The sequence below is a fragment of the Clostridium gasigenes genome, assembly GCF_900104115.1.
In the GTDB taxonomy this organism is placed as follows: domain Bacteria; phylum Bacillota; class Clostridia; order Clostridiales; family Clostridiaceae; genus Clostridium; species Clostridium gasigenes.
On sequence record NZ_FNJM01000005.1, the window covers coordinates 179688 to 197693 of the forward strand.

18 protein-coding genes are annotated in these 18006 nt (G+C 29.9%); all 18 read left to right on the plus strand.

Going from position 1 to position 18006, the window contains the following annotated elements:
• Positions 1-3: 3 nt before the first annotated feature.
• The 18 genes from BLS77_RS10830 to BLS77_RS10915 all read left to right on the plus strand — a co-directional run bounded on the left by BLS77_RS10830 (position 4) and on the right by BLS77_RS10915 (position 17986).
• A complete protein-coding gene (locus tag BLS77_RS10830) occupies positions 4-957 on the plus strand; it encodes a DNA-3-methyladenine glycosylase family protein (RefSeq protein ID WP_089969417.1) in 954 nt (317 codons plus the stop codon).
• Between the two features lie 112 nt (positions 958-1069).
• Positions 1070-1630, plus strand: coding sequence for a hypothetical protein (locus BLS77_RS10835; protein ID WP_089969420.1), 561 nt, complete (start codon positions 1070-1072; stop codon positions 1628-1630).
• 251 nt (positions 1631-1881) lie between these two features.
• A complete protein-coding gene (gene agaB, locus BLS77_RS10840) occupies positions 1882-2358 on the plus strand; it encodes a PTS galactosamine transporter subunit IIB (RefSeq protein WP_089969422.1) in 477 nt (158 codons plus the stop codon).
• Between the two features lie 93 nt (positions 2359-2451).
• The gene (gene agaW, locus BLS77_RS10845) at positions 2452-3216 is read left to right on the plus strand and encodes a PTS N-acetylgalactosamine transporter subunit IIC (protein ID WP_089969425.1); all 765 of its coding nucleotides are present in this window, start codon (positions 2452-2454) and stop codon (positions 3214-3216) included.
• On the plus strand, positions 3206-4045 hold the full coding sequence (locus BLS77_RS10850; protein WP_089969428.1) for a PTS system mannose/fructose/sorbose family transporter subunit IID: 840 nt from the start codon (positions 3206-3208) through the stop codon (positions 4043-4045). The genes agaW and BLS77_RS10850 overlap by 11 nt, the downstream gene beginning before the upstream one ends.
• A 207-nt stretch (positions 4046-4252) precedes the next feature.
• Complete coding sequence (locus BLS77_RS10855) at positions 4253-4984, plus strand: GntR family transcriptional regulator (RefSeq protein WP_089969431.1); 732 nt, start codon at positions 4253-4255, stop codon at positions 4982-4984.
• A gap of 86 nt (positions 4985-5070) precedes the next feature.
• Positions 5071-6243 carry an SIS domain-containing protein gene (locus BLS77_RS10860; protein WP_089969434.1) on the plus strand — a complete coding sequence of 391 codons (1173 nt, stop codon included), beginning with the start codon at positions 5071-5073 and terminating at the stop codon, positions 6241-6243.
• 37 nt (positions 6244-6280) lie between these two features.
• Entirely contained in the window at positions 6281-6709 is a 429-nt protein-coding gene (gene agaF, locus BLS77_RS10865) for a PTS galactosamine/N-acetylgalactosamine transporter subunit IIA (protein WP_089969437.1), read from the plus strand.
• A gap of 28 nt (positions 6710-6737) precedes the next feature.
• Positions 6738-7595, plus strand: coding sequence for a tagatose bisphosphate family class II aldolase (locus BLS77_RS10870; RefSeq protein ID WP_089969440.1), 858 nt, complete (start codon positions 6738-6740; stop codon positions 7593-7595).
• Positions 7596-7655: 60 nt separating this feature from the next.
• Complete coding sequence (locus BLS77_RS10875; RefSeq protein ID WP_175490835.1) at positions 7656-8972, plus strand: class II D-tagatose-bisphosphate aldolase, non-catalytic subunit; 1317 nt, start codon at positions 7656-7658, stop codon at positions 8970-8972.
• Positions 8973-9134: 162 nt separating this feature from the next.
• On the plus strand, positions 9135-10628 hold the full coding sequence (locus BLS77_RS10880; protein ID WP_089969443.1) for a 4Fe-4S dicluster domain-containing protein: 1494 nt from the start codon (positions 9135-9137) through the stop codon (positions 10626-10628).
• 121 nt (positions 10629-10749) lie between these two features.
• Entirely contained in the window at positions 10750-11430 is a 681-nt protein-coding gene (locus tag BLS77_RS10885; RefSeq protein ID WP_167866941.1) for a TVP38/TMEM64 family protein, read from the plus strand.
• A gap of 85 nt (positions 11431-11515) precedes the next feature.
• Entirely contained in the window at positions 11516-11800 is a 285-nt protein-coding gene (groES, locus tag BLS77_RS10890; RefSeq protein WP_089969449.1) for a co-chaperone GroES, read from the plus strand.
• 15 nt (positions 11801-11815) lie between these two features.
• Entirely contained in the window at positions 11816-13444 is a 1629-nt protein-coding gene (gene groL, locus BLS77_RS10895) for a chaperonin GroEL (protein WP_089969452.1), read from the plus strand.
• A gap of 223 nt (positions 13445-13667) precedes the next feature.
• Entirely contained in the window at positions 13668-14063 is a 396-nt protein-coding gene (locus BLS77_RS10900) for a type II secretion system protein (protein WP_089969455.1), read from the plus strand.
• Positions 14064-14188: 125 nt separating this feature from the next.
• Positions 14189-14938 carry a prepilin peptidase gene (locus BLS77_RS10905; RefSeq protein ID WP_089969459.1) on the plus strand — a complete coding sequence of 250 codons (750 nt, stop codon included), beginning with the start codon at positions 14189-14191 and terminating at the stop codon, positions 14936-14938.
• 139 nt (positions 14939-15077) lie between these two features.
• Positions 15078-16769 carry a GspE/PulE family protein gene (locus BLS77_RS10910; protein WP_089969464.1) on the plus strand — a complete coding sequence of 564 codons (1692 nt, stop codon included), beginning with the start codon at positions 15078-15080 and terminating at the stop codon, positions 16767-16769.
• Positions 16770-16783: 14 nt separating this feature from the next.
• Positions 16784-17986, plus strand: a complete 1203-nt coding sequence (locus BLS77_RS10915; RefSeq protein WP_089969466.1) for a type II secretion system F family protein — start codon at positions 16784-16786, stop codon at positions 17984-17986.
• Positions 17987-18006: the final 20 nt, after the last annotated feature.

An 18006-nucleotide genomic window follows, 5' to 3' on the forward strand; every position in this document is an offset into this window, starting at 1 on the left:
CTTATGGACTTTAAAGAGGTTATTTTTAAAGCAGATAAAGTTATAATAAAAGAAGTAAAGAATTTTAACATAAAACAAATATTAGAGTGTGGGCAATGTTTCAGATGGGAAAAGATAAGTGATACAAATTACATAATAGTTGCCTATAGTAAGGTAATAGAAGTGGTGCAAAATGACGATGAAGTTACAATACTAAATACTAATGAGGAGGATTTTAAAAAAATTTGGATTAAGTATTTTGATTTAGAAACAGATTATAGCACTATAAAATTAGAACTCGCAAAAGATGAAATTCTTAAGAAAAGTGTTCAGTATGGATATGGAATTAGAATATTAAATCAAGATTCCTTTGAAATGTTAATAAGTTTTATAGTTTCAGCAAGAAATAGTATTCCTTCAATTATGAAAACTATTAAGAAGATGTCAGAGCAATGGGGAAATGAAATTGAGTATAAAGGAAAAAAATATCATACATTTCCAACTCCAAATGCTATTAAAGAAGCTAGCCTAGAAGAAATTCAAGGTACAGGTGCTTCGTTTAGAAGTAAATATATAATAAGCACAATAGAAAGAGTAAATGGAGCTATAGAATTAAAAGAAGATATGGTTCTTAATCCAGATAAATATAATTTTACAGAAGAAACTAGACCAGAAATATTAGATTATGATTTAGAATATATAAAGAATTTAAATGATGATTCGTGTCATATAGCTTTGCAAAAATTTATGGGCGTAGGAGCAAAGGTTGCAGATTGTATAATGTTATTCTCAATGGGGAAACATTCATCATTTCCAGTAGATGTTTGGATAAAAAGAGCAATGATTCACTTTTACGTGGCACCAGATGTCACTTTACCTAAAATGAGAATATTTGCAAGAAATAAATTTGGATCACTTTCAGGTCTTGCACAACAATATTTATTTTACTATGCAAGAGAAAATAATATTAAGGTTTAGTGTTTAAATAAAAATGTTAATAATTTATAATTTAAGTCATATTAATAAAGTAGAATGTTAATTATAAAAAAATGTATGAGAGGATAATTAGAAAAGGGGGAGTAGGGTAATTATGAAATATTTAATAGCTATAGTCTTATTAATAGTAATTTCTTTTATATCAATTTTAGTTACAATGTCTTTAATAAATAAAGATGATAAATTAAAGGATAATTTTAAAGCCTCATCCGTATTTATGGTTGTAACATTACCTATAATATCATTAGTTGGAGGCATATTATTTCTGATATTTAAGTTAATCGCAGTTATAATGAAACTACAAGCCTCTACTTTTGCAATATTTATAGTTGCAATAGCTGGAGAGGTTAGTATATTTATATGTGACTTTATAACTAAAAAAATAATGATTGGAATAAGTACTAAATATTTTGCTAGCAAATATAAAAATAAGGAATTAACAGAAAAAGAAATGATGATAATCTTAGAAAATAAGCAAAAGACATTTAATATATATAGTTTAGTAATAATGTTTTGTATTAATATGATTATATACTTTATGGTTATGATTGCTACATCGGTTGATTACACTGCTACATTTTTAATTATTATTTCTATGATAAGTTTATTTACTTATAAGGTATTATTTAGAAAAAATATAACTACTGGTAATTAACTGCTTAAAAATAAACTGTAATAATAAAAACAAATAGAACTACGATTTTTTATGAAAATCGTAGTTCTATTTGTTTTTAAGGCATAAATTAATATTATGCCTTAAAATAAAAGAAAAAGTGTATTATAAATTGAAAAAAAGTATTGACAAGATAAGTGAAAACTTTTACAATAGAGACAAGTGGTAATTACCAATAACGAATAAGTCTAACTGGTATTGAAAGTTAACTTTTAATTTTATGGAGGTGCAACATGGCAAATATATTATTGACAAGAGTAGATAATAGATTAATTCACGGACAAGTTGGAGTAACTTGGGTAAATCATTTAGGCGCTAATTTAATATTAGTTGCTAATGATGAGGTATCAAAAGATACAATACAACAAAGTTTAATGGAAATGGTAGTTCCAGACTGTATAGCAACAAGATTTTTTTCAATAGAAAAGACTATTAACGTAATTGAAAAAGCATCACCTAAACAAAAAATATTTTTAGTATGTAAAACACCACAAGATGCGTTAAGACTAGTAGAAGGTGGCGTGAAAATAACGGAAATCAATATTGGTAATATGCATTTTAGTGAAGGGAAAGAACAAATATCATCAACAGTTTCATTAGATGAAGATGATAAGAAGACTTTAAGAAAATTACATGAATTAGGAGTGAAAATAGAACAAAGAAGAGTTCCAGATGAAAGGGTGGAAGTAGATTTATTAAAACATATTTAAAATATCATTAATAAAATATTTCTAGTTTAAATTGTGTTTATTTTAAATTAATATATTTAAAAAAAACAATTAATAAAAGGGGAGGAAAATTTTATGTTTGTACAGGCGTTATTAATCGGTATCTGGGCTGGTATTGCTGGTATTGATATGTTTGATGGGTTAACTCACATTCATAGACCACTAGTAACTGGGCTAGTAATTGGACTTATTTTAGGAGACATGAGAACAGGACTTATAGTAGGAGCTACATTAGAATTAGTATGGATGGGTATGGTACCTTTGGCAGGTGCACAACCACCAAATGTGGTTATAGGGGGTATAATTGGTACAAGTATAGCTATACTTGCTAAATTAGAACCGGCAGCAGCGGTTGGTATTGCAGTTCCTTTTGCAGTAGCAGCACAAGCTGGTATAACTTTATTATTTACAGCATTTTCTCCAGTAATGCATAAAGCAGATAAATATGCGGCTGATGCGGATACAGGGGGAATAGAAAGAATTAATTACATGGGAATGGCAATATTATTTATATCTTACTTCATATGTGGATTTTTACCAATATTCTTTGGTGCAGATAAAGCAGCTACAATTGTTGGAATGATACCAACACCTTTTATTGAAGGATTATCAGTAGCAGGTGGAATGATGCCAGCTATTGGGTTTGCAATGTTATTAAAAATAATGTTAAAGAAAGAGTATGTTTGCTTCTTAATAGGTGGGTTTGTACTTGTTACATGGTTCAAAATATCAATAATAGGACTTGCTTTAGTAGGATTAGCTATAGCCATGTATGATTATTATGCAAGTGAGAGTAGAGGAACACAAATAGTGAAGGAGGAGTTTGAAGATGGAATCTAATTATCAATACAAGGATACTAGTACACCAAAAGTAATTACTAAAAAAGATTTAAATAAAATGGCATGGCGTTCATGTTTGTTACAAGCTTCTTTTAACTTTGAAAGAATGCAAGCTTGTGGACTTGTATATTCATTGATTCCAGGTTTAAAGAAAATTCATAAAAATAAAGAGGATTTAGGGTCAGCGATGACCGATTATATGGAGTTCTTTAACACTCATCCGTTCTTAATTACATTTATAATGGGACTTGTAGTAGCCATGGAAGAAAATAAAGAAGATAGAAATACAATTAGAGCAATAAAGATTGCGACAATGGGACCTTTAGGTGGAATCGGAGATGCATTATTCTGGTTAACAGCGCTACCAATTTGTGCTGGTATTGGAATATCATTAGCTCAAGAAGGTAACCCAGCAGGACCTATAGTCTTTTTGGTATTATTTAATGTAATACATTTTTCTTTAAGATTTGGTTTGATGAAGTATGGTTACAACACTGGTGTTAGCGCTATTGCAACATTAAAAGAACAAACTAAGAAAATTTCACATGCAGCTTCAATATTAGGGTTAACAGTAGTTGGTGGACTTATAGCTTCAATGGTTACCTTAAAAACTCCTTTAGTTTTAACAGCAGGAAAAGCGGTAGTTGCAATTCAAGCAGATGTTCTTGATAAACTTATGCCAAACTTATTACCTCTTTTATATACTTTATTAATATACAAATTATTAAAGAAAGGATATTCACCAATTAAGTTAATATTCTTTACAGTTATACTAGGTGTAGTAGCTAAGTATATCGGAGTGTTCTTTGTTGGAGTGAATATATTATAGAAATTTAAAAAAAATTGGACTATGCCAAGGATAAAAGGCGTAGTCCTTGCTATTTTTAAAAAATGTCTTAAAAAGTAATTGACAATATATAATGAAAGATTTAGAATAAATACAAGTGGTAATTACCATTATAAACAATTAATATAAATTAGTTTTTAATTTTTGTATAAATATAGTTTATATGAAAAAGTATAAGGAGATAAGAACATGGAAATCATTGATAAGAGTTCTAGAACACCATTATATTCACAATTAATGGAAGTATTAATAGGTAAAATAGAAAAAACAATGGATGATAATGATCAATTGCCTTCAGAAAGAGAAATTTGTGAAACTTATGATTTAAGCAGAACAACAGTGAGGCAAGCATTAGATGAGCTAGAAAAGGAAAATTATATATATAAGATTCATGGGAAAGGTACATTTATATCACCAAAGAGATATAATCAAGATTTAATATCTTTTTACTCGTTTACAGAAGAAATGAAAAAAGCAGGTAGGAAACCAAAGTCAGAGGTTATAGGGTTTGAGCTAAGAGAATCAGGAGAAAAGCTAGCTAATATATTCAAACAAAATAAAGATGATCTTGTTTATAAAATAACTAGAATAAGAAAAGCAGATGAAATTCCTATGATGTATGAAGTAACATACTTACCTTTTGGAAGGTTCGAGGAATTAACAAAAGAAAAATTAGAAAAAAATCCAATGTATGAAGTATTTTTATCAGAATATAATGCTAGGATAACATCAGCAGAGGAAGTTTTTGAGCCTATTCTTACAAATAAATTAGAAAGTGTCTATTTAGGAATTAAAGAGGGTTCGCCAAGTTTGAAAATAGAGAGGTTCACCTGTGAAGGCAGTAAAATAATAGAGTATACTGTAGGAATAGCAAGAGGGGACAAATTTAAGTATAGAGTTCAATTAAGTAATACAAAATAAAATGCTAAAAAAAAATATAGAAAAAAAGAAATAAAAAAATTTATAACAACTGGTAATGATGACATTAACAGTATGGAGGAGTAAATATGTTATTTGGAATGTCAAAAAAAAGTGTGGATGATTCAGGTGCTATATATACAGCAACAGAAATTAATCAACAGCCTGAAATGTGGAAAAAAGTATATTCTATAGTAAATGAAAGTAAAGAAAAAATTCAAGAATTTATAGGCAAGAAGTTAACTGAAAATACTAGAATAATATTAACTGGTGCAGGTACATCAGATTATGTAGGAGATACAATAGCACTTCATTTAGCAAAACAACTAAATGTAAGAGTGGAGGCTATTGCTACAACAGATTTAGTATCGAATCCAGAAAAATATATAGAAGACAAAACACCTACTATATTAGTATCATATGCAAGATCTGGAAATAGTCCTGAAAGTGTAGGAGCCTATGATATATTTAAAGATAATGTTAATGATATAGCACAACTGGTAATTACCTGCAATGAAAATGGACAACTAGCAAAGAAGGCAGCAGGAAGCAGTAATAATTTATGTTTGTTAATGCCAAAGGAATCAAATGATAAAAGCTTTGCAATGACAAGCTCATTTAGCTGTATGCTACTTGCGTCATTATTAGTGTTTGATATTAAAAATTTAGAAAAAAATAAAGAGTATGTTGATATTGTAACTGCTAAAGGAAGCAATATTTTAGATAATAATTGGAAAGACGTAAAACAATTAGTTGATTACAACTGCGAAAGAGTAGTTTACCTAGGCTCTGGCCCATTAAAAGGATTATGTCAAGAAATGGCTCTTAAAAATCTAGAGTTAACTAGTGGAAAGACAATTACAGTTTGTGAATCGGTATTAGGGTTTAGACATGGACCTAAATCAATAATAAATGATAATACATTAGTGATTATAATGAATTCTACAGATGAGCATACAAATCTTTATGACATGGATTTAATAAGAGAAATACACAATGATTTAGGAAATCATAAGTTATGTGTTATGAGTTATAAGAATAATGAAGAATTAAATGGATTGTGTACTAAATATATAAATATAGATGGAAAAGATATTCCTGAAATATATACTGTATTTAATTATATGCTACTTGGTCAAATGTTTGGGTTATTTAGCTCATTGAAACTTGGAATATCTCCAGATAATCCAAGACCTGATGGAACAGTTAATAGAGTTGTACAAGGTGTAACAATACACAAATATGATAAAAAATTAAGATAAATAAAAAATGAAACAATAATGATATGGAGGCTTTATTATGGTTGGAATAATAGTAACGGGGCATGGTAAGTTTGCAACAGGTCTTATAAGTTCTATGGAACTTATTGCAGGGGCACAAGAAAATGTTATAGGAGTAGATTTCCTTGAAGAGGACACTACGGAATCATTAGAAAAAATGATAGAAGAAGCTATTAATAAATTAGGTGATGAAGTGTTGGTTTTATCAGATTTAGCAGGGGCTTCGCCTTTTAGAGCAGCGGCTGGGTTAAGTCAAAAAATAAAAGAAAAAAATATAGAAGTAATCGCTGGAACTAATTTAGGAATGCTGCTTGAAGTTTCATTATGCAGAACAGGAATGTGCAGTTTGGATTTATTGAGAATGGCAGTAGATGCAGGAAAAAGTGCAATAAAAATATTTAAAATAAAGAAAAGAGAAGAAGCGGTAGAAGAAATCGATGGGATATAGAAAAAATATGAAATAGGGGGAGATTTAAATGAAAAAAATATTATCTACAAGAGAAATGTTATTAAAAGCACAAAAAGGTGGATATGCTGTGCCCGCATTTAATATTCACAATTTAGAGACGCTACAAGTTGTTGTTGAAACAGCAGCAGAATTAAATTCACCAGTTATATTAGCAGGAACACCGTCAACAATTGTATATGCTGGTGGGGAGTATATTGTAGGGATGGCTGAAGTAGCAGCTGAAAAATATAATATACCAATAGCAATACATTTAGATCATTATGAAAATATTGAAGAAATAAAACATTATGTTGATTTGGGATTTAAATCAACTATGATAGATGCTTCACATGAGGATTTTATAAACAATATCAAAGCGGTACAAGATGTTGTTGAATATGCACATAGATTTGATGCGACAGTTGAGGCGGAGCTTGGAAGACTTGGTGGACAAGAAGATGATTTAATAGTAGATGAAAAAGATTCAATGTACACTAATGCAGATCAAGCAAAAGAATTTGTAGAAAAGACTGGTATAGATTCTTTAGCAATTGCTATAGGTACAGCTCATGGATTATATAAAGGTAAAGCAAAGCTTGATTTTGAAAGATTAAAAGAAATAAGATCAAAGGTAAATGTTCCTTTAGTTTTACATGGAGCTTCAGATGTTCCAGATGAATTAGTTAAGAAAGCTATATCGTTAGGAATATGTAAAGTTAATGTAGCTACAGATTTAAAAATACCATTTTCAAATGAAGTAAAAAAATACTTTATAGAAAATCCAGAAGCAAATGATCCAAGAAAATATATGACTCCAGGTAAAGAAGCTATGAGAGAAATAGTTAAACATAAAATAATGGTATGCGGAAGTAATGGAAAAGCTTAAAATATTTAATTACAAAAATATTTAGTATGTTAAAGGCATATTAGAAAAGGGGAGATATAGATGCATCCAATTAAAGAAATTGTGAGTAAATACAAAAATGGAGAAAAAGAAGGGGTTTTTTCGGTATGTAGTTCAAATAAATATGTTATTGAGGCCTCCATGGATAGATTAAGAAATAGTAAGTTATATCTACTAATAGAATCTACGGCTAATCAAGTTGATCAGTTTGGTGGTTATACAGGAATGAAACCAAAAGATTTTGTAAGCTATATATACGAACTTGCTAAAAATAATGAATTTCCAAGAGAACGTATAATTTTAGGTGGAGATCATTTAGGACCATTAACTTGGACAAACATAGAACCACAAGAAGCCATGGAAAACGCTAAAGAATTAGTTAAAGCATATGTCTTAGCTGGATTTACTAAAATACACATAGATACAAGTATGCCCCTAAAAGGAGATCAGGAAAACGGAATATATAATGATGAATTAATAGCTAAAAGAGCAGCTTTCCTGTGTAAAGTATCAGAAGAGGCATATAGTAAATTGTCAAAGGAAGAACCTGCTGCAATTCATCCTGTTTATATAATAGGAAGTGAAGTTCCAATTCCAGGTGGAGCTCAAGCTTCAGATGAGGAAGAAGAAGGCATAGCTGTTACTAAGGTTGAAAATTTTAAAACTACAATAGAAACCTTTAAGAAAGAATTTAAAAAAATTGGAATGGAAAGTGCTTGGGATTATATAGTTGGGATTGTTGTTCAACCAGGTGTAGAATTTAGCAGTGATTATGTATGGGGATATAAAAGAGATAAGGCAAAGGTATTGACGGAAGCTTTAGAAGATTACCCAGAATTAGTTTTTGAAGCACATTCAACAGATTATCAATCACCAAAGGCATTAAGGGAAATGGTTGAAGATGGATTTAGTATATTAAAAGTAGGTCCAGCGTTAACTTTTGGATTTAGAGAAGGGGCATTTGCCCTTAATAATATAGAAAATGAATTGTTAAAATATAATTCATCCGTTGAATTATCTAAATTCATAGATATATTAGATTTTAATATGGCTAAATACCCCAAGGATTGGGAAAAACATTATTCAGGAAAGAGCGAAAAGGTGAAATTAGAGAGAAGATATAGCCTGTCAGATAGATGTAGATACTATATGCCAAGAGAAGAAGTTAATTATGCATTAGAAAAAATGATAGAGAATTTAAATTCAGTAGAAATTCCTATAACGGTAGTAAGCCAATTTATGCATAATCAATATAAAAAGATTAGAGATGGAGAAATGGAGCTTACAGCTATAAATCTATTAAAGGATAGAATAGGCGAATATATAGATGATTATATATACGCTGTAAGTGAACTTTAAAAAATAATTAGTAAATAATAAAACTATGGTCTAAGTATTTGGAAATACCAAATACTTAGACCATTTATATTTTAAGATGACTAAATTGAAAAAAACAAATTAAAATATAGGGAAAAAAATGGTATAATAAATATAGAAATTTAAGAGGGGAGAATAGAAATTATGATACAATTTGAAAATCAACTTAAAAAATTAAAACATGAGGTGTTAACAGAAGTTGCAAAACTTGCAAAAGAAGATAAATTAACCCCTTTGGAAATAGAAAAAATTCCTTATGAGATAATTAAAGGGGACAAGCCTCAATATAGATGTTGTGTTTATAAGGAACGAGCTATAGTTTTAGAAAGATCAAAATTAGCAGCTGGGTACTTAGCTAATGGTGATAATGTTAATGATGAATTTATAGATATTAGTCCAGATGATCAAATAATATATGTAATAGAAGCAGCTTGTGATAAATGTCCAATAAATAGATATAACGTAACAGATTCTTGTAGAAATTGCTTGGCACATAAATGTAAGGAGACTTGTAATTTTGGTGCAATAAGCTATATTAATGGAAGAGCGTATATAAATCAAGAGTTATGTAAGGAATGTGGTATGTGTAAAAAAGCCTGTCCTTATGATGCTATATCGGATGTTATGAGACCTTGCAAGGGTTCTTGTCCAACAGGAGCTTTAGAAATAGATCCAGAAGATAGAAAAGCTATGATAAAGGAAGAGACTTGTGTAAACTGTGGTTCTTGTATGTCTGCCTGTCCTTTTGGAGCTATATCAGATAAAAGTTTAATTGTGCCAGTAGCTAAAGGATTAGCTAAGGGTAAAAATCTGTATGCAGTTGTTGCACCAGCTATTACAGGTCAGTTTGGAATGAAAACAACTTATGGCCAAATAAAAAATGCAATTAAAAAATTAGGGTTTAAAGATATGGTAGAAGCTGCTTGCGGTGCTGATGCAGTAACTATTCATGAAAGTAATGAATTTATAGAAAGAATGGAAAATGGAGATAAATATATGACAAACTCCTGCTGTCCAGGCTTCTTAACATATGTAGAAAAAATGTTTCCAGGAGAGCTTAATAAAGTTTCAGGAACAGTATCTCCAATGGTAGCAACAGGAAGATATATAAAATCACAAGATCCAGAGGCGAAAGTTGTATTTATAGGGCCTTGTACAGCTAAAAAAAGTGAAGCAGTACGAGAAAGTATAAAAGATGCAGTAGATTACGTTTTAACTTTTGAAGAGTTACAGGCACTATTCTCAGCTTTTGAAATTGAGGTAGCAGAATGTACTGATGAAATAGTTGATGATGCGTCTATATTTGGAAGGGGCTTTGGGGTCCATGGAGGTTTAACAGCAGCTATAGAAAACTATGTTAAGGGTGAAAAATTAGAAATAGACTTTAAACCTGTAAAGGTAAGTGGCGGAGCTGAAATTAAGAAAGCAATGACTATGGGGAAAATAGGAAAGCTTCAAGGAAATTTTATAGAGGGAATGATGTGTGAAGGCGGATGCATAAACGGAGCTGGAACATTAGCAACAGCAATGAAGGCGAAAGCACCATTTACAAAAATAAATTTAGGTACAACAATAAAGGCTGTTTTAGATAATAAAAAGATAGAAGAGTATAAGAATATAAATTTAGAGAGAGAATAGAGATATAAGGCATATAAAAAATAACAAGCCAAGATAAAAAATGCACTAGCATATTGGCTTGCTATTTCTTTGAAGATTACAAAAGGATGGGTGAGTATACTTGGAAAAACAAATTAACTTTATGAAAAAACAAAAAAATAAAATTGTAGGATTAGTTATAATTTTAATATTAATATTAGCATTTAGAAAGTATTTGACAGAGTATGCTCATTACTTTAGAAACCCAGAGGAACTTAAATCATTAATTTTAAGTTTTGGTAACTATTCATTTTTAGCATATATAGTTATACAAATTGCACAAATTATAATTTTCTTTATTCCAGGAGAATTAGTTCAAATAGCTGGTGGATATATATTTGGGTCTTTTAATGGGTATATATTATCATTTGTAGGAATTTTAATAGGAAGTGCTTTTAGTTTTATATTAGCAAGAATACTTGGGAAAAAATTTGTGGAGAAAATAGTATTTAGCGAAGATAAATGGATATTTAGAAAAATAGAAGAAATTAAAAAACATCCAGGGAAATTTAAAAAATTAGTGTTTATATTGTACTTAATACCAGGAATCCCAAAAGATATATTAGGATACATATGTGGCGTGACAGATATAAGCCTAAAAGACTTTTTAATAATATCAATGATAGGGAGAACACCAGGATTGTTTATATCTTGTTTCTTTGGAGGTAATATAGCTAAGGATAATTTGGTGATGTTAGCACTAATAGGAATAGTATGTGGAGTAATATTTATATTTAGCGTGGTAAAAGGAAAGCGGTTTATAGCTAATTTTGGCAAAAAATAATTATAATATTGTTGGCACTCTTGAGCAAAGAGTGCTAATATTATTAGTAAGAAAAGAATAATATATATTATAAGGAGGGGTTTTTATGAACATTAAACCACTTGGAGACAGAGTAGTAATTAAAAAGTTACAAGCAGAGGAGACAACAAAAAGCGGTATAGTTCTAACTGGAGCTGCAAAAGAAAGACCACAAGAAGCAGAAGTTGTTGCAGTAGGGCTTGGAGCTATAGTTGATGGGAAAAGAGTAGAAATGGAAGTTAAAGTTGGAGATAAAGTTTTATACTCAAAATATGCAGGATCAGAAGTAAAGGTAACTGGAGAAGAATATACTATATTAAAACAAGAAGATATACTAGCGATAGTAGAATAGAGGGGGATAAATTTTATGGCTAAAATTATTATGTTTGGAGAAGAAGCTAGAAGAGCTATGCAAAGAGGTGTAGATCAATTAGCGGATACAGTAAAGGTAACTCTTGGACCAAAAGGTAGGAATGTAGTTTTAGATAAGAAGTTTGGTTCGCCACTTATAACTAATGATGGAGTTACAATAGCAAGAGAAATAGAACTTGAAGATCCTTATGAAAATATGGGAGCTCAACTTGTAAAGGAAGTTGCAACTAAAACTAACGATGTTGCAGGGGATGGTACAACTACAGCAACTCTTTTAGCTCAAGCAATTATAAGAGAAGGTCTTAAAAATGTAACAGCTGGAGCAAATCCAATGTTAATTAGAAATGGTATAAAAATGGCTGTTGATACTGCTGTTTTAGAAATTAAAAATATTTCTAAACCTATATCAGGAAAAAATGATATTGCAAGAGTTGCAGCTATTTCAGCATCAGATGAAGAAATAGGTGAATTAATAGCTAATGCTATGGAGAAAGTAGGCAGCGAAGGTGTTATAACTATTGAAGAATCTAAATCAATGGGAACAGAGCTTGAAGTTGTTGAAGGTATGCAATTTGATAGAGGATATGTGTCCGCATATATGGTTACAGATACAGAAAAGATGGAAGCTGTTTTAGATAATCCATTAATTCTTATAACTGATAAGAAAATTGCAAACATACAAGAAATACTTCCTATATTAGAACAAATAGTTCAAGCTGGGAGAAAGCTTGTGCTTATAGCAGAAGATATTGAAGGTGAAGCTATGGCTACTTTAGTGGTTAATAAGCTAAGAGGGACATTTACTTGTGTTGCTGTTAAGGCACCAGGTTTTGGAGATAGAAGAAAAGAAATGCTACAAGATATAGCTATTTTAACTGGCGGTCAAGTTATTGCAGAAGAGCTTGGAATAGATATTAAAGAAGTAACTTTAAATATGCTTGGGCAATGTGAAAGTATGAAAATCACTAAGGAAAGTACTACTATAGTTAATGGTAGAGGTGATAAGAACCTAATTAAAGATAGAGTTAACCAAATAAAATCTCAAATAGAAGAAACAACTTCAGAATTTGATAAAGAAAAGTTAACAGAAAGGTTAGCTAAACTTGCTGGTGGAGTTGCTGTTATAAAAGTTGGAGCAGCTACAGAAACTGAGCTTAAGGAAAGAAAGCTAAGAATAGAAGATGCCCTTAATGCAACTAAGGCAGCAGTTGAAGAAGGTATAGTTCCAGGTGGTGGAACAGCTTATGTAAATGTAATTAATGAAGTTTCAAAGTTAACTTCAGAAGTTGCAGATATTCAAGTAGGAATTAATATAATAGTAAGATCCTTAGAAGAACCAATGAGACAAATAGCAACTAATGCAGGCGTTGAAGGTTCTGTTATTATAGAAAAGATAAAGCATAGTGAAGTAGGAATGGGATACGATGCATTAAATGGAACTTATGTAAATATGATTAAAGCAGGAATTGTTGATCCAACTAAGGTTACAAGATCAGCACTTCAAAATGCAGCATCAGTAGCATCAACATTCTTAACTACAGAAGCCGCAGTAGTAGATATTCCACAAAAAGAATCTGCTATACCAGGTGGAGCACCAGGAATGGGAATGGATGGAATGTACTAAAAGTAATTTAAAAGAGCCTATATTAGTTTATAGGCTCTTTTAACGTATAATAAATTAAAAAAGTAGAATTTATAATTAATTTATTATAAAATAGAATGTGTGAATAAAAGAAGAAAGTTAGGAAAGTATGTAGAAAGTTAATATTAGTAAGATTAAAATATAATAAAGGTCGCAAGTATTACTTTAAGAGATTTTTATATGAAAATCATTGGAGGATGAAGCTGTGTTTAAAAATAGTGAAAGCGGTAAAAGTAAGGGGTTTACGCTGGTAGAAATAGTAGTTGTACTAGCAATTATAGGTATACTAGCAACTATAGTAACTCCCAATTTAACCTCGTACATAAAAGAATCAAAAAAAGTTAGAGTTATTGAACAAGCAAGGAAGGTTGTAATATCAGTAGAAGCAGTTAATACAAAATCACCTAACTTAATTGAAAAAAGTAAAAAAATAAATGAAATAAAAACAAAATTAGGAGGACTTATAACAGATGAAGATATAAATTTATTAGATCCATCTAATAAAACGGTTCAAGATTGTTATAACGTAATAGATTCTGAAAACTATACATTTACTATAGGTGATAGTAATGAAGTAGTTAATATAAACTCAATTAAATAATAGATGAACAAAGTGTAATGAGTATTTTAATAAAATAGGTTTAATGTAATTATAAGCAAAGATTTTTTTGAATCTTTGCTTATAATTACATTAAACAGAATATTATGAAAATTGGAGGAGTTAAAATGATATTATTTGTGTTGTTAATAGGATTAATTATAGGTAGTTTTTTAAATGTATGTATTTATAGGATAGCTAGAGAGGAATCTATTTCATATCCGCCATCGCATTGTACAAGCTGTGGGTATGAGCTTAAATGGAAAGATTTAGTTCCGGTAATAAGTTATTTATTTATAAAAGGTAAATGTAGAATGTGTAAAGAGAAAATTTCCATAAGATACCCTATAGTTGAACTTGTAAATGGAATTATATATTGTATGTTATTTTTAAAATTCGGAATTACAATTGTATTTATTAAATATTGTGTTCTAGCATCAATTTTAATAGTTATAGGGATGATAGATTACGATACTAAGTTTGTATATAGATCAACGACAATATTTGCATTAGTTACTGGATTTGTTTTTGTAATAATAACTTGGGTTATGCACAAGAATGGTGTAGTAGATAGTTTAATAGGTGCGCTTATAGGCTTTGGTATTATATTCTTAATCGTGATTTTAACAAGGGGCATGGGTGAGGGTGATATAGAGATAGCAACGGTTTGTGGATTGTTTCTAGGCGTAAAAGGAATAGGTATAACATTGTTTTTATCAGTTTTAATAGGCGGAATAACAGGTGTAATTATTCTTTGCTTAAAGAATAAAACTGGAAAAAGCGAAATGGCATTTGGACCTTGCTTAGCGATTGGCTCAATTATCACTATGATGTGGGGATCTGCAATTTTCGATATATATATCAAAGCAGTTTTTTAATAATTAATTTAATACTATTTAATAAAATTTAATAGTATATTTTACCAAAAATTCATTGAATTTCAAAAAAAGTTATTATATAATAAATAGTAATCTTGGAAAAATAATGAAAAAGAAATGTGGACAAGGAGTGAGTTTTATGGTAATTAGTGAAAAAAAAAGACTTGGTAATATACTTGTAGATGCAGGTAAAATTAATCCATTTCAATTACAAAATGCTTTAAAAACTCAAAAAATGTTAGGGAAAAAACTTGGAGAGGTGTTAATTGAAAGTAACATAGTATCTGAAGACGATATAATACAGGCAATTGAGGGTCAAACAGGAATTAAAAGAATAGATTTAAATAATGTTAAATATGATAAAAAAGCTATAAAGCTTGTATCACAAAATTTATGTAACAAATATGTGCTAATTCCTTTTGGATTCGAAGGGACTAAAATAAAAGTTGCATTAGCAGATCCATTAAATATTTTTGCAATAGATGATGTATCGATATCTACTGGATTAATTGTCGAATCTTTTATTGCTAAAAAGTGTGAGATACAAAAGTTTATTGAAGTTAACTATAGTAGTCAGGAAGTAAGTATAGCAGCAGAACAATTGCTAAAAGAAACTATACATTCTAAAAATATAGTAGAAAATATTGAAGAAATGAATGATATTAAGAATGCTCCAGTTGTTAAAATGATTGAGCATCTATTTAAAAATTCGGTAGAAATGAGAGCATCTGATATACATATAGAGCCTTATGAACATGAAATAAGAATTAGATACAGGATAGATGGAGAGCTTCAAACAGTTAATATATTAGGGAAAGAAAGTTTAGCTCCATTAGTGACTAGAATAAAAATATTAGCGGGATTAAATATAGCAGAAAAGAGAGTGCCACAAGATGGAAGAATAATTACTAAAGTGGGTAATAATGATGTAGATTTAAGAGTATCAATTTTACCAGTAGTAAATGGAGAAAAAGTAGTTATAAGAATATTAAATAGAAGTAGTTATAAAGTCGGAAAAGAAAGACTTGGACTTACTAAGGAAAATCTTAAAAAAATAGAAAATATAATTGTAAGCCCTCATGGAATAGTTCTAGTTACAGGGCCTACAGGTAGTGGAAAATCGACAACTTTATACACTCTATTAAGTGAATTGAATTCAGATGGAGTTAATATTGTTACAATAGAAGATCCAGTAGAATATACCCTAAATGGAATAAACCAAGTAAATGTGAATACAAAAGCTGGTATGAGTTTTGCAAGTGGGCTTAGAAGTATATTAAGACAAGATCCAGATATAGTAATGATTGGAGAAGTTAGAGATGATGAAACTGCTAAAATAGCAACTAAAGCAGCTATTACAGGGCATTTAGTTTTAACTACATTACATACTAACGATGCTCCGTCATCAGTAACAAGACTTATAGATATGGGGATAGAACCTTATTTAGTAGCAACATCTATTGCAGGAGTTATTTCTCAAAGATTAGTCAAAAACATATGTTACCATTGTAAAGAATCATATGAGGCATCAGAATATGAGAGAAATATACTTAAAATTGAGAAGGACAAGCTTTTAACTCTTTATAAAGGAAATGGATGTGGATACTGCAATAATACGGGGTATTTAGGTAGAAGTGGTGTTTATGAAATAATGGAGATAACAAGGGAACATAGAGATGCTATAAACACAACTAGAGATCCTAATGTACTTATGGATATTTCAATAAAAAATGGAATGAGTACACTTGGAAAAGAATGCGAAAAGTTAGTTCTGCAAGGGGTAACAACAGTTAATGAACTAGCGAATATAACATTATTAACAGATATATAGGAGGTGAATAAATCTTGAAGAAGTTTAAATATAGAGCTATGAAAAAAGATGGTGGGAAAATAGATGGGGACTATGAAGCCAATTGTGAAGAAGATGTTATTTCAATGATAACATCTAATGGATATTATCCACTGAAAATTGAAGAAGTTATTGAAAGTGCTAAAATTGAATTTAAATTTCGTGAAAAAGTAACCTCTAAGGATATGTCTATTTTTTGTAGACAAATGTACACAATGCTTGATGCCGGTGTATCTATAAATAACGCACTTAATATGCTTTCAAATCAAGTTTCAAATAAAAAGTTAAAAACTACTTTAGCAGAAGTTGAAGAAGCAGTTAAAAAAGGTGAAATGCTTTCACAATCAATGGGAAAACATAGCACTGTATTTCCTAAACTTCTAATTAGCATGATTGAATCAGGTGAGGTTAGTGGTAATTTAGATGAAATGATGCTTAGAATGTCAGTTCATTTTGAAAAAGAAACTAAAATGAATAATAAAATTAAGGCAGCGATGACATATCCTACTATTTTAAGTATAGTTGCAGTAAGTGCTGTAATGTTTATTATGACCTTTGTTATGCCAACATTTATTGAAATGTTTGAAACAGAAGATATACAATTACCACTAGCAACAAAGATATTAATGGGTATAAGCGGGTTTTTAAGTAATAATATTATGCTTATTATAATTGCAATAATATTAATAGTTATTGCATTTAATTTTTATAAGAAAACAGAGAATGGTCTAATAAGATTAAGTAAAATAAAATTAAAACTTCCTATTATCGGTAATTTAACTAAAAAGATAATAGTTTCAAGATTTACAAGAACTTTATCTACTTTATTATCATCAGGAGTTTCTTTAGTACAGGCACTTCCAATAGTTGCGGGTGTTTTAGGAAATAAAATAGCAGAAGGTGAGATTTTTAAAATTACAGAAAGAGTAGTAAGGGGAGATGGCTTAAGCGAGCCAATAAGAGAATGTGATATATTCCCAGAAATGCTAGCCTCGATGGTTAGTATAGGAGAAGAATCGGGATCTCTAGATGATATATTAAACAAAACAGCAGATTTCTATGATGAAGAAGTAGAACAGACTATACAAACAACTACAGCACTTATAGAGCCACTACTAATAGTAGTAATGGGAGTAGCTATAGGATTTATAGTTATTTCTATAATGTTACCAATGTTTGATATGTATAGCGGAATGTAGATTTAAATTTAAAATTTAAA

Coding starts and splice junctions, on each gene's coding strand:
- BLS77_RS10830 (WP_089969417.1), top strand. CDS start 4: ATGGACTTTAAAGAGGTTATTTTTAAAGCAGATAAAGTTATAATAAAA.
- BLS77_RS10835 (WP_089969420.1), top strand. CDS start 1,070: ATGAAATATTTAATAGCTATAGTCTTATTAATAGTAATTTCTTTTATA.
- agaB (WP_089969422.1), top strand. CDS start 1,882: ATGGCAAATATATTATTGACAAGAGTAGATAATAGATTAATTCACGGA.
- agaW (WP_089969425.1), top strand. CDS start 2,452: ATGTTTGTACAGGCGTTATTAATCGGTATCTGGGCTGGTATTGCTGGT.
- BLS77_RS10850 (WP_089969428.1), top strand. CDS start 3,206: ATGGAATCTAATTATCAATACAAGGATACTAGTACACCAAAAGTAATT.
- BLS77_RS10855 (WP_089969431.1), top strand. CDS start 4,253: ATGGAAATCATTGATAAGAGTTCTAGAACACCATTATATTCACAATTA.
- BLS77_RS10860 (WP_089969434.1), top strand. CDS start 5,071: ATGTTATTTGGAATGTCAAAAAAAAGTGTGGATGATTCAGGTGCTATA.
- agaF (WP_089969437.1), top strand. CDS start 6,281: ATGGTTGGAATAATAGTAACGGGGCATGGTAAGTTTGCAACAGGTCTT.
- BLS77_RS10870 (WP_089969440.1), top strand. CDS start 6,738: ATGAAAAAAATATTATCTACAAGAGAAATGTTATTAAAAGCACAAAAA.
- BLS77_RS10875 (WP_175490835.1), top strand. CDS start 7,656: ATGCATCCAATTAAAGAAATTGTGAGTAAATACAAAAATGGAGAAAAA.
- BLS77_RS10880 (WP_089969443.1), top strand. CDS start 9,135: ATGATACAATTTGAAAATCAACTTAAAAAATTAAAACATGAGGTGTTA.
- BLS77_RS10885 (WP_167866941.1), top strand. CDS start 10,750: ATGAAAAAACAAAAAAATAAAATTGTAGGATTAGTTATAATTTTAATA.
- groES (WP_089969449.1), top strand. CDS start 11,516: ATGAACATTAAACCACTTGGAGACAGAGTAGTAATTAAAAAGTTACAA.
- groL (WP_089969452.1), top strand. CDS start 11,816: ATGGCTAAAATTATTATGTTTGGAGAAGAAGCTAGAAGAGCTATGCAA.
- BLS77_RS10905 (WP_089969459.1), top strand. CDS start 14,189: ATGATATTATTTGTGTTGTTAATAGGATTAATTATAGGTAGTTTTTTA.
- BLS77_RS10910 (WP_089969464.1), top strand. CDS start 15,078: ATGGTAATTAGTGAAAAAAAAAGACTTGGTAATATACTTGTAGATGCA.